10 protein-coding genes are annotated in these 11887 nt (G+C 63.3%); 2 read left to right on the top strand and 8 right to left on the bottom strand.

The features are described from left to right. Positions 1-16 precede the first annotated feature (16 nt). Entirely contained in the window at positions 17-1183 is a 1167-nt protein-coding gene (locus C7I87_RS17420; protein ID WP_149905365.1) for an isobutyryl-CoA dehydrogenase, read from the top strand. 26 nt (positions 1184-1209) lie between these two features. After that, complete coding sequence (gene mmsB / locus C7I87_RS17415) at positions 1210-2094, top strand: 3-hydroxyisobutyrate dehydrogenase (RefSeq protein ID WP_149905364.1); 885 nt, start codon at positions 1210-1212, stop codon at positions 2092-2094. A gap of 282 nt (positions 2095-2376) precedes the next feature. Here the strand turns inward: mmsB and C7I87_RS17410 are convergent, their stop codons facing one another. The 8 genes from C7I87_RS17410 to C7I87_RS17375 form a co-directional block, all read right to left on the bottom strand. After that, a complete protein-coding gene (locus C7I87_RS17410; protein ID WP_149905363.1) occupies positions 2377-3021 on the bottom strand; it encodes a cytochrome c oxidase assembly factor Coa1 family protein in 645 nt (214 codons plus the stop codon). A gap of 84 nt (positions 3022-3105) precedes the next feature. After that, complete coding sequence (locus C7I87_RS17405; RefSeq protein ID WP_149905362.1) at positions 3106-3471, bottom strand: hypothetical protein; 366 nt, start codon at positions 3469-3471, stop codon at positions 3106-3108. A 122-nt stretch (positions 3472-3593) separates the two neighbouring features. Further along, positions 3594-4973 (bottom strand): aspartate aminotransferase family protein, encoded by a 1380-nt coding sequence (locus C7I87_RS17400; RefSeq protein ID WP_149905361.1) that lies wholly within the window; start codon positions 4971-4973, stop codon positions 3594-3596. A 50-nt stretch (positions 4974-5023) separates the two neighbouring features. Then, positions 5024-5164, bottom strand: a complete 141-nt coding sequence (locus C7I87_RS17395; RefSeq protein ID WP_149905360.1) for a capsid protein — start codon at positions 5162-5164, stop codon at positions 5024-5026. A 69-nt stretch (positions 5165-5233) separates the two neighbouring features. After that, positions 5234-7303, bottom strand: coding sequence for a prolyl oligopeptidase family serine peptidase (locus C7I87_RS17390; protein ID WP_149905359.1), 2070 nt, complete (start codon positions 7301-7303; stop codon positions 5234-5236). A 100-nt stretch (positions 7304-7403) separates the two neighbouring features. Continuing rightward, entirely contained in the window at positions 7404-8567 is a 1164-nt protein-coding gene (locus C7I87_RS17385; RefSeq protein ID WP_149905358.1) for an MFS transporter, read from the bottom strand. After that, positions 8564-9745, bottom strand: coding sequence for an MFS transporter (locus tag C7I87_RS17380; protein WP_149905357.1), 1182 nt, complete (start codon positions 9743-9745; stop codon positions 8564-8566). The genes C7I87_RS17385 and C7I87_RS17380 overlap by 4 nt, the downstream gene beginning before the upstream one ends. A gap of 174 nt (positions 9746-9919) precedes the next feature. Beyond that, the gene (locus C7I87_RS17375) at positions 9920-11827 is read right to left on the bottom strand and encodes a phospholipase D-like domain-containing protein (protein ID WP_149905356.1); all 1908 of its coding nucleotides are present in this window, start codon (positions 11825-11827) and stop codon (positions 9920-9922) included. Positions 11828-11887 lie beyond the last annotated feature (60 nt).

Raw genomic sequence — 11887 nt, 5'->3', positions numbered from 1 at the left:
ACATAGGGAGCACGCCATGGACGCCGCGGTCGATGCGAGCATCAGCCAGTTCGAACTCAACGAGGAACAGCGCGCCATCCAGGAGATGGCCCAGGCCTTCGCTGCCGACCGCGTCGCGCCCAATGCGCTAGACTGGGACCGCCGAAAGCACTTTCCCGCCGACGTGATCCGTGAAACCGGACCGCTCGGCCTCGGCGGAATCTATATTAGGGACGACGTCGGCGGTTCCGCGCTCGGCCGGCTCGATGCGGTGCTGATCTTCGAGGCGCTGTCGCATGCCGATCCGGCCTTTTCGTCCTTCATCTCGATCCACAACATGGTGGCCTCGATGATCGACCGTTTCGGCAATGAAGAACAGCGCCAGCGCTTCCTGCCGAAGCTCACCTCCATGGAATGGCTGGCGAGCTATTGCCTGACCGAGCCGGGCTCCGGCTCCGATGCCGCTGCATTGAAGACGCGCGCGGTGAAGAGCGGCGGCGACTATATTCTCAACGGCGCCAAGCAGTTCATCTCCGGCGCGGGCGACAGCGACGTCTACGCCGTCATGGTGCGCACCGGCGCCGACGGCCCGAAAGGCATCTCCACCATTGTCGTGCCCAAGGATGCGCCCGGCCTCTCCTTCGGCGCCAACGAACACAAGATGGGCTGGCACATGCAGTCGACCCGCCAGGTGATTTTCGAGGATTGCAAGGTGCCGGCGGAGAACCTTCTGTCGGGTGAAGGCGCCGGCTTCGGCATCGCCATGGCCGGGCTCGACGGCGGCCGGCTGAACATCGCCGCCTGTTCGCTGGGCGGCGCGCAGTCGGCGCTCGACAAGGCTCTGTCTTATACCGCCGAACGCGAGGCCTTCGGCTCGAAAATTAACCAGTTCCAGGCGCTGCAGTTCAGGCTGGCCGACATGGAGACAGAGTTGCAGGCCGCGCGCATCTTCCTTTATGCGGCGGCCTCGAAGCTCGACCGCAAGGCGCCGGACGCCGGCAAATGGTCGGCGATGGCCAAGCGCTTCGTCACCGACACCGGCTTCAACGTCGCCAACGATGCACTGCAACTGCTTGGCGGCTACGGCTATCTGCATGATTACGGAATTGAGAAGCTGGTGCGTGATCTGCGCGTCCATCAAATTCTCGAAGGTACCAACGAGATCATGCGCGTGATCATCGCGCGCGCCCTGATCGGCCGCTGAAGCCAGCAAGCTCCGGGAGAGAGACTATGACGACGATCGCCTTCATCGGCCTCGGCAATATGGGTAATCCAATGGCCGCCAACCTGGTCAAGGCGGGGCATGCGGTGCATGGCTTCGACCTGATGCCGGAGAACCTGACCGTCGCGCGGGAACACGGCGTCGTCGTCATGGCCAACGCACCGGCCGCGGTGAAGGATGCCGATGTCGTGATCACCATGCTGCCGGCCGGCAAGCATGTGCTGTCGGTCTATGAAGAGATCGCGCGGAAAGCGAAAAAGGGCACGCTGTTCATCGATTCCTCGACCATCGACGTGGATTCGGCGCGCAAGGCGCATGCCATCGCAGCGAAACATGGCCTGCTCTCGATCGATGCGCCGGTTTCGGGCGGCACCGGTGGTGCCACGGCCGGCACGCTGACCTTCATGGCCGGTGGCTCCGAAAATGCCTTCGCCGCAGCCGAGCCGATCCTGAAACCGATGGCCGGACGCATCGTCCATTGCGGTGGCGACGGCGCCGGCCAGGCCGCCAAGATTTGCAACAACATGATCCTCGGCATTTCGATGATCGGCGTCGCCGAGGCCTTCGTGCTGGCGGAAAAACTGGGCCTGTCGCATCAGGCGCTGTTCGACGTCGCCTCGACATCTTCGGGCCAGTGCTGGTCGCTGACCACTTATTGCCCGGTGCCCGGCCCGGTGCCGACTTCGCCCGCCAACAGGGATTACAAGCCGGGATTTGCGGCGGCTCTTATGCTGAAGGACCTGAAATTGTCCCAGGAAGCAGCGCTTGGCGCCGGCGCGGTGACGCCGCTCGGCGCTGAAGCGGCGCAGCTCTATGCCTTGTTCAACGCCCAGGGCCATGGCGGCGCCGATTTCTCCGGCATAATTAATTTTCTGCGCGGAAATTCAGCGTAAGCAGCGGATTCGATAGCGTTTTTTCGGGCCTTTCCAGGAAAAGAACCGTAAATTTAGATTTGCTTAAGTTCTCGATAACTCCGCGGTAACGATGTCCCTATAAAACGGATTGCGAGGCGGACATATCGCATCCGCCCGGCGCTCCGGATCAGGTCTCGCGTACCGGAGCCCGTAAGTTTCGCAAGTGTCTTCGTAGCGAAACGCCATGCGTATCTGGCAAAGCCGCGTTCCCGATGGGGCGCGGTTTTTGCATTTCCGGCCCCTTTGTTACCGACGATCCGTCTATATTCCGATCGCCGCACCCGGGATCGGCACGTGATCTTCATTGGTCAGCACGATCGGTGCATCGACGCCATCCACGCGGACCACGAGCAGGCGCGTGCTCCATGCGCCGGCATTGCGAACCAGATGGGAAAACACGGTGCCTTTGCCCTTGGCGCCGTGGACGGGAATGCTGAACTGGGCGTCGCCCGCTCCATTCGCATTGACGTTGAGGTGGCCTCCGACCCAGAAATTATCGGTCACATCATCGCCGATGGCGGCCTTCACCCGGGTGTCGGCGCGGACGGCATCCATGGTCATATGGTAGGCGTCGCTGCCTTTGAGCACGAAGGGAATGCTGCCTACCATCGTCGCGCAGCCGCCGATACTGACCACCCAGACGGCAAGGCCGGCGATCGCCCAATTGCGTTGCGTCTTGCGGAATTGTTCGGCGTCACGCCAGGCACGGTTCCGCCAGGCCCAGCGGCTGCCGCGCGCGCCGAGCACGATGATCATGATGAGGTTGACGACGGGGATCAGCGCCAGCAGCGCGATGAAGGTGCTGTTGCCGATGCCCCAAATCCAGTTGAGAAAGAAGGCGCCCCAGTTCCAGCGATCGAGTTCGGCTGGAATTTCGGCCGGCTGGTTGAGCGGTTGTCCGGCCATGATGTCCCCCATCGGTACGTGTGCCGATCGGTTCTAGCGCATCATGTCGACAATGCGCAAAATCAAAGTTCCGCGGCGCTCATTTCAAGTCCTGGACGAAAGCCGGCGAAAATTCTTTTTTACCGCGCGGCTGGCCGGCTTCAGCGCGGCGCTGATCGACCGTTCGGCCGCGACGCCGTTGAACAACGACGGCGTGCGGCCGGAAAAGACTTCAGGCCAGAAGCCTGATGCCGACCGCAGCAAGGACATTTGCGCCGCGAAAATCCCCTCGGCCAGGGCGACCGTCTTCTCGTTGACCGCTCGCGCGGTCTCGGTGCGCCATGGCTGGTCGCTGCCAGCCTCAATTGCCATCAGAGGCAGTCGCATCATCGCCACCATGGGCGCCAGCATGAGATCGCCGCCGATCGCGGCAGCCTCTCGGCCGCGCCGGCTCTTGCCCGTCCTGCTCATGAACACAGCCCCCAAAACAGCAGCCGATGCGCTGCCCAGCAATTACGCGCGGCGGGTGACATCGTTCCCACCGCGACGGATTTTAGGGCCGGGCCCCCAATCAGCGGACGCCCGGCTTCGTTTTACCGCTTGCGTAGGTCGGCTTGCGCAAGGTCGAGCGCCTTGCCGATGCGCTCGCAGGCCATGTCGATGGTGTCGCGGGTCCAGATCAACGGCGGCGACAGGATCATCGTGTCGCCGGTGGCGCGCAGCATCATGCCGTTGGCGATCGCGTGGTCGCGCACCGCCACCGCGGCACTTCCCGACGGCAGGAAACGCTCCTTCGTCGCCTTGTCCCTGACGATCTCGATCGCGCCCATCAGGCCGATCGAACGCACCTCGCCGACCAGATCATGCCCGGCAATCCGCTCCTGCAATGCCCTGGCGAAATAAGGCCCGGTGTCGTTTCTGACGCGATCGACAAGGCCTTCCCGTTCGATGATCTCCAGGTTCTTCAACGCCACTGCGCAAGCCACGGGATGACCGGAATAGGTGTAGCCATGGTTGAACTCGCCGCCCTTCTCGACCAGCGTCGAGGCGATACGGTCGCCGACCAGCAGCGCCGACAGCGGCTGATAGCCCGATGTCAGCGCCTTGGCCGTGGTGATGGTGTCCGCTTCGATGCCGAAGGTCTGGGCCGCGAACCACTCACCTGTCCGGCCATAGCCTGTGATGACCTCGTCCAGCATCAAAAGCACATCGTATTTGCGGCAGATACGCTGCACTTCGGGCCAATAGCTTGCCGGCGGGATCTTGACGCCGCCCGCCCCCATCACCGGCTCGCCGATGAAAGCCGCGACCTTGTCGGCGCCAGCCTCGAGGATGGCATCTTCGACGGACTTTGCCGCGCGCAGGCCGAAATCGTGGTCGCTTTCGCCAGGCAGCGCCAGCTCATAGGCATAGGGCATCATCACATGGACGATGTTGGGCACGGCACCGTTGAGCTGCTTGTGCATGGCATCCATGCCGCCGAGCGAAGTGCCGGCGATGGTCGAGCCGTGATAGGCCATCTTGCGCGAGATGACGCGATTCTTCTCCGGCTTGCCCTCCAGCACCCAATAGTGGCGCACGAGGCGCAACGCGGTGTCGTTGGCCTCCGACCCGGACGAGCCATAAAACACCTGGTTGACGTTGCGTGGCGCGATCTCGGCCAGCTTCTTCGACAACAGCACCGGCGTCGGCGTCGAGCATTTGAAGAAGGAATTGTAGTAAGGCAGTTCCTTCATCTGGGCATAGGCGGCCTCGGCCAGTTCGTCACGGCCATAGCCGATATTGACGCACCACAGGCCGGCCATGCCGTCCAGCAGTTCCGTCCCTTCGGAATCGTAGATAAACGGGCCATTGGCATGAGTGATGACGCGCGCGCCGGCCTCGCGCAGGTCCTTGTGGTCGGTGAACGGATGAAGATGATGCGCGGCATCGATCTGCTGAAGCTGCTTCAGCGAATAATTCTGATAGGTCATGTCTGATCTTCCCTCTGGAATTCAATCCGGCTGGCGCCGGGACGAATGCATCAGAGGGCGGCAGGCGGCGAATAGCCGATGCGGGCGCACAGCCGCAAAAGCTCGGCGCGCAGCGTGCGCGATGACGGTGTCACCGCGACGCGGAATGCCCTGACCCCAAGGAGGCTGGCCGATATCCGGACGAGAACCATGGCCCGCACCTTAGAGCAAAGGCTGGCCGAGGTGAACCACCCTTTGCTTGGCCCATGAGCGGAATGCGTCTAGGCCTTGGGGCCTAGCGCCCGCTGCAGGAACACATATTTCATCGCCGTCTGCGCCGCCTGTGGCCGGCGGTCGCCGCGACCGCCATGGCCGCCTTCGGTCTCCTCGAAGAACAGCGTCTTGCCGTGTCCGGCCTCCTGCAGGCGGGCCGCCATCTTGCGCGCATGGCCGGGGTGGACCCGGTCGTCGGCGGTCGAGGTCGTCAGCAGCACCGGCGGATAGGCGGCATCCGTCTTGACATGTTGATAGGGCGAATAGGCGGAAAGCCATTTGGCGTCTTCCGGCTTTGACGGATCGCCATATTCGGCCATCCACGAAGCACCCGGCGGCAGTTCGGTGTAGCGCAGCATGTCGAGCAGCGGCACCTCGATGATGACGGCGCCGAAAAGCTCGGGATGCTGTGTCAGGGATGCGCCGGTCAGCAAGCCGCCATTGGAGCCGCCCTGGATGCCAAGCGAGGCAGGCGTTGCGATGCCACGCCTGACGACATCCTCAGCCACCGCGGCAAAGTCGTCGAAGCCGTTCTGGCGCTTGCCTTTCAGTGCGGCCTGATGCCAGGCCGGGCCGAACTCGCCACCGCCGCGAATGCAGGCCTGTACATAGGCGTTGCCCTTCTCCAGCCACAGCCTGCCGCGCACGCCTGCGTAGCCGGGCAGGAGCGGCACTTCGAAGCCGCCATAGCCGTAGAGCAGCGTCGGCACCGGACCCTTCTGGTCGCGCCGCCGCACGACGAAGTATGGGATCATCGTACCATCCTTCGAGCGCGCCTCGAACTGCTCCGAGATCAGCGGCGAGGCATCGAAGCGCGCCGGCTGCGACTTCACCGTTGCGAGCGTCTCGCCATCGTCATCAGACCATATGATCGAGCTCGGCGTCAGGAAATCCGTGAAGGAGAAGGAGACGGTGGAGCCGAAATGCTCGGCATGGCTGATGCCGATAGTGCCGTTTTCAGGCAGCGCGACAGGTTTCAGCGACCAGGCGCCGGCCTCGCGCTCGCAAACGAGAACCTTGCCGCGCACATTGTCCATCAGGCTGATGAACAGGCGGTCCTGCGTTCTGGCGAGCCCTGCAATCGACACGCGATGTGCCGGCGCCAGCAACGTCTCGATGGCGCCAAAACCGCCGGTTTCGATCCAATGCGCGAAATCGAAGGAGTAAAGCCCGTCCGGCTGGCACGCGGTACCATCCGGCGCCGTCCATGGGCTGCGCACCCCGAACACCAGTTGATCCCTGAAGAGCGCGGTGTCGGTCACGTCGTCGGGCAGCGGGATGCGGCGGTTCTCGGCCGAAGGAAGACGCAGGAAACTGTGCGATGCGAAGAAGTTGAGTGTCCGCGCCAGAAACAGGTGACGCTTCTCGCCGTCGAACTCGACCCCGGCGCCAACGGCAAGATCCTCGGTCTTTCCCTCGAAGATCGGGGTCGCCTCTTCCAGCCTGGTGCCGCGCTTCCAGAGCTTGACCACGCGCGGATATCCGGACTCTGTCTTGTCGGCCTCTTCGAAAGCGGCCGAGACGATAACCGTATCCTCGTCCAGCCAGCCAAAGCCCGATTTCGACGCCGGTGCCTGAAAACCGCCTTCCACGAAGGACTTGGCCGTGATGTCGAACTCGCGCATCGCGCTGGCATCACCGCCATCGGGCGACATCGAGACCAGGCAGCGGTTGAAATCGGGGTAAAGCCTGACAGCACCGCCGAACACCCATTTTATCCCCTCCTTCGCCGCAAGCTGGTCGAAGTCGATGATCGTTTCCCAGTCGGGCTTGTCGGTCTTGTAGGAGGCGACCGTCGCGCGGCGCCACAGGCCGAGCGCATTGGTCTTGTCCTGCCAGAAATTATAGACATAGCCGGCGATTGCCGCGCCGACAGCGATATTGTCCTCGGCCGTCATCAGGTCGAGCGCCGTCTGGAACGACGCTTGATAGGATGGATCGCCCTGCAATTCCGCCACCGTGACCTCGTTCTGGCTATGGACCCAGTCGAGCGATTGTCTGCTGGTCCTGTCTTCCAGCCACAGGAAGGGATCGCCGGCCTTTTGAGAGGGCTGAGCTTTGGTTGTCGAAGAGGTCATGCAGGTCTCCGGGGGATTCTGGGTGGCTTTGCCTACATCGCGTTGGCCGCGATGACATTCAAGATGCGATATGGTCTTTTGCGGCCAGCGTCAGGTTGGTTCACAGCACCCGCCGGCGGATAATCGTCGCCAGCGCCAGCACTGCGCAGATCGCGCCAAGCGTGGCCGGCAGGCCCCCCGCGCCGAGCACATCCATCACGCCGCCAGCAAGCGGCGGGACCAGAATACCGCCAACACCCCACATCAGGGAGAATGCCGCATTTCCGGCGACCAGCGCCGAGCCGGTGAAGCGCTCGCCAAGCTCGATGATCGACATCGTGTAGATGCCGTAGGACACCGCGCCCCAGACGAAGACGCAGGGCCAGACCAGCGGAGTTTCTATCAGCACCGGCAGCAGCGCACAGCCGAACAGCGTCAGCAAGACGCAGATGAAGCGCACCAGGCGGGCCGTCAACCGCTCGGCCAGCAGGCCAAGCGGCACCTGCATGGCAATGTTGCCGGCGATCATGACCGACAGCAGCGCCGACATGCGAGCCTCCGCGATGCCATAATGCGTGCCATAGACAGGCAGCAGCGCCAGCGCGGCCTGCTCGAAGCCGGCGGCCACGACCACCGCCGACAGAAGCAGCCAGGCGAGCGGCATGAAACCCATCACCGAAACCTGATGCCCGGCCTCGTCCACCCTGGGCAGCCGCGGCAGAACCGACGCCAGGCAGATGCCGCACAGCACGAAGGCGCAAATGCCGACGAGGAATGGCGGCCACCCTTCCGTGCCGACGGCAAGCAGACAAAGCGGGCCGGTAGCGAAGCCAGCGGAAATGATCGTCGAATAGAGGCCCATGATGCGGCCGCGCCGGGCCGGCGGTGCCAGCGCGATCACCCAGATTTCACTGAGCACATAGAGCGGGTTGGTCACCACGCCGATCAGGAAGCGCAGCGGAAACCAGAGATAGACGTTCTGCGTCCAGCCGATCAGCGCCAGCACGACGGCCGAAAGAGCCGCGCAAGTGAGCGCCGTACGGCCTGCCCCGAACCGCCTTGCCAGCCCAGGTATCAGCGGCGATGACAGGATGAAGCCGACGGGGGTCATCGCCGCCGACAGGCCGATCATCGCCGGCGAAACACCCTGCCGCTGCAGGATGAAGCTCAGCAGCGGATAGGACAGCCCCTGGGCGATAGCGAACACCGAGACGGTCGCGATCACGCCGGTGATACCGGCCCACTGCGGTCCGGCCTCGCTGTTGTGCGAATCGGCCGCGATCATGTCTTGCCCCTCCGGCGCACGGAGGAACGATAGAGCGCGAAGATCACCAGCAAGGCGTCGAGGCCAATGATCACGGTCGGCAATCCCACTGGCCCGATCGCCTGCATCAGCAGGCCCGCGCCTGGCGGGCCAACGATGCCGCCGACGCCCCATAGCAAGGCGAACGCCGCATTGCCGGTGACCAGCAGCGAGCCTCTGAAGCGACTGCCGAGTTCGACCAGCGCCATCGTGTAGACGCCGTAGCCAACCGCACCCATTACCAGAAGCACGCCCCAGATCAGCGGTGTGGTGATCAGCAGCGGGAGCAGAACAGCGCAAACGGTCGTCGCCACCGCGCAGGCCAGGATCATCGGCCGGCCACCGAAGCGTTCGGCGAGCAGGCCAAGCGGGATCTGCAAAAGAATGTTACCTAGCGACAGCGCCATCACCAGGGCGGCGAGCACCGCCTCAGGCAGGCCGTAGCCTGCGCCGAAGACCGGGACCAGCGCATAGGTGCTTTGCTGGACGGCGGCCGAAACCAACACCGCCAGCAGCAGCGCCGGCGCCAGCCGGGCAAAACCGACAAAACTTCCCGGCGGCTGGCCGTCATCCTCGAACCCTGCGAGCTTCGAGGAGACAAGGCGCAAAATGACCGCGCAAAGCACAAAGCCGCCAATGCCGACGCTGAAGGGCGCCCAACCCTCGATGCCGACAAAGGTCAGGGTAAACGGACCGGCCGCATAGCCGGCGCCCATCAGTGTGTTGAACACGCCCATCACCCGGCCGCGCCGCGACGGCGGCGCCAACGACAGCGCCCACACCTCGCCGAGGATGTAGAGCGGATTGATGACCACGCCGATGATGAAGCGGATGACGTACCAGGCCACCCAGTTCTGTAGATAGCCGATGCCCAGGAAGCACAGCGCTCCGATCAGCGAGCATCCGACTGCCAGGTTTCGCGCACCGACCAGCCGAACCGCTACCGGCACGAAAGAGGCCGACAGGATCAGTCCGAGTGGCATCATCGCCGCCGACAGGCCGATCAGGCCTGGCGACATGCCTTGCTTCTGCATCAGGAGCGTGAACAACGGCGAGCTCAGGCCTTGCGCCGCTCCGAACATGGCAAGTGCTGCGGTGACGCCCGCGAGCGCCGCCCACTGCGTTCCCGCTTCGCCTTCGCTCGAGCCGGTTGCGACCATGCTGTCATTCCACGTGAGGTGCCAGCTGACCTCCTGGCCGGCAAGGGTCATCAGCTACTGGTTCGATCGGAGGAAAGGAAGGGCCGGCAAGCGAAATCCGCTTGCGCCAATGGCCCCTCGGGCGGGACCAGCGATAGCAGACAGGAACGGATGGCAGGTGCCCTGCTGCCGCCGCTATGGAAAATAACGGGCGATCGCGCCCTTCTTGCCATCGGCGTAAGGCTTCAGCCACTTGTCGTCGGTGGAAAGCCCGTCATCGTCGGAAGGACCCTTGCCGATCGTCCTGCGCCAGGCGCGGAACTTGTAGTGGTCGAACACGTCGAGCATGTGCACCGCGTAGGCGGCTGCGAAGGTCTTGTCGCCTTCGACGATCACCAGGTTCTCGTCGTTTTCGTAGGAGGCCTTGTAGCCGAGATTGTGGCTGCCGGTGACGACGGTGGCGTTGTCCTCCATCGGATCGATGATGACGATCTTGTCGTGCACGATCGCGTGGCCGATCGTCAGCACCTCGGCCTGAAAGTCGCGGGCGATGGTGGCGCCGGTCAGGTTCGCCGCCCGCACGATGGAGACGTTCGGCGCCTCCCAAACCTTCTCCGGATAGACGAAGGGCGCCTTGCCGTCCTTGTTCGATTTATGGGTGACCGGATCCTTGGTCGGCGCGACATAGTTGGGCATGGCGGTTTGGTCGGAGATCGCGCCTTGCACGATCAGCTTCGAATCGGCCTTCGCCGCCGCGACGGCCTGGTCGATAACCGAGTTTTCGCCAAGCAGCGAAGGATTGAAGACCAGAAACAGCACCGCCCGTTTCGCAGCCCTGATGCGGGCGAAGACATCCTCGAGATCCACCGGCCGCACCGAAATGTCCTTCTTGTTGCGATCGGGGTCGTTCGGCGAGAACCAGACTGTCATGCCATCCAGCGCCATGGTGGCGCCGTTCAGCGGGTTTGGAATGTGATTCTCCTTGCGAAACGGCACGCCTTGCGTCTGCGCGACGTGGCCGGACGCGCTTTCCGAGGCCGGTGGCGGAAAGAAATCGGCTTTCATACGCTGCCAATAGGCGTCGAAGATTTCGGCCATCGCGGGATCGTCACGGATAAAGGCGTTGTTGGATTGCCCGCAAATCCCCGTTGACGTCCAGTTGGTGCTGCCGGTCATCACCGCTTGCGGCTTTCCCTGGGCATCGCGGTAGACGGCAAATTTGTTGTGGCCGATATGGTTGTTGTTGAAGAGGCGGTCCGTCACCACGACGCCCTCATCGCGCAGGCGCTTCCTGTAGGGCGCATTGCCGGCATCCCAGGCCTTGGTCTGGTCGTCCTTGGCCGAATTGGAAAGAATGACCTCGACGACGTCCTTGGCGGCGACTATGGCGTCGCACAACTCGTCATCGCCAAGCTCATAAAGCGCAAGCCTGACGGTGCCGCCGTCAATCCGGGCCCGCTTCAACAGACTGGTCAGCACATCAGGCACATCGCCATGAAGATAGGCGCGTATCTTGCTGGTCGGATCCTGCAGCACCGCTCTGATCTTGTCGCGCTGCCCGACCTTGATGCCGGCCTCCTGCAGCGCGTGCGACATCCATTGCGTCGACAGCACGCCGTTGGTGAAGGCAACACGCGCCTTGCCGAACATCTGCCCCAAGAAGATCGGTGGACTGACCGCGCCCTGACCGAGATAGCCCAGCGGCCGGGGCGTCCCGGTATAGGCGGGTTTGCCGTCGACGACCTGGTCGGGGCGCACTGGAACCGGATCGAGGCCCGGCTTCATGTCGCCGACCGGACGCACCCGGTAGGCGATCAATTCGCCGTCCGGCCTGACGTCTATGCTGTCGCGCCGCCGCCGCACGGTAAGATCGCGCCAGAATGTCTTCTGCACCGGCCAGACGCCGGTATCCTGCGGTATCCATCGCGGGTTGCTCTGACCCTTGAAAGGCACCCAGGATGCCAGACAACGCTCCTCACCCGTATCGGGATAGAGGCGCACGATCTCGAAACCGAGGCAGTCCGGGATCATCCCGTCTATGTCCCAGGAAAGGAACGCGACTTCATTGTTTGTCGCGGCACGCACTTTGACGACATCAGGCATTAGCTGTCCCTCCAAAGACGTTCAGCATACAAGTATGTCAGAAGTAAAAGACGGTACTGT

It is taken from the genome of Mesorhizobium sp. SARCC-RB16n (genome assembly GCF_008520305.1).
Classification (GTDB): domain Bacteria; phylum Pseudomonadota; class Alphaproteobacteria; order Rhizobiales; family Rhizobiaceae; genus Mesorhizobium.
Note: the sequence above shows the minus strand (reverse complement) of the source record. Positions and strands in the feature narration are given on the sequence as shown.

What these genes read in the sequence shown, in the direction of transcription:
- C7I87_RS17390 (WP_149905359.1), bottom strand. Translation starts at nt 7,303, where the DNA reads ATGACCTCTTCGACAACCAAAGCTCAGCCCTCTCAAAAGGCCGGCGAT.
- C7I87_RS17410 (WP_149905363.1), bottom strand. Translation starts at nt 3,021, where the DNA reads ATGGCCGGACAACCGCTCAACCAGCCGGCCGAAATTCCAGCCGAACTC.
- C7I87_RS17385 (WP_149905358.1), bottom strand. Translation starts at nt 8,567, where the DNA reads ATGATCGCGGCCGATTCGCACAACAGCGAGGCCGGACCGCAGTGGGCC.
- C7I87_RS17400 (WP_149905361.1), bottom strand. Translation starts at nt 4,973, where the DNA reads ATGACCTATCAGAATTATTCGCTGAAGCAGCTTCAGCAGATCGATGCC.
- C7I87_RS17405 (WP_149905362.1), bottom strand. Translation starts at nt 3,471, where the DNA reads ATGAGCAGGACGGGCAAGAGCCGGCGCGGCCGAGAGGCTGCCGCGATC.
- C7I87_RS17380 (WP_149905357.1), bottom strand. Translation starts at nt 9,745, where the DNA reads ATGGTCGCAACCGGCTCGAGCGAAGGCGAAGCGGGAACGCAGTGGGCG.
- C7I87_RS17420 (WP_149905365.1), top strand. Translation starts at nt 17, where the DNA reads ATGGACGCCGCGGTCGATGCGAGCATCAGCCAGTTCGAACTCAACGAG.
- C7I87_RS17375 (WP_149905356.1), bottom strand. Translation starts at nt 11,827, where the DNA reads ATGCCTGATGTCGTCAAAGTGCGTGCCGCGACAAACAATGAAGTCGCG.
- mmsB (WP_149905364.1), top strand. Translation starts at nt 1,210, where the DNA reads ATGACGACGATCGCCTTCATCGGCCTCGGCAATATGGGTAATCCAATG.
- C7I87_RS17395 (WP_149905360.1), bottom strand. Translation starts at nt 5,164, where the DNA reads ATGGTTCTCGTCCGGATATCGGCCAGCCTCCTTGGGGTCAGGGCATTC.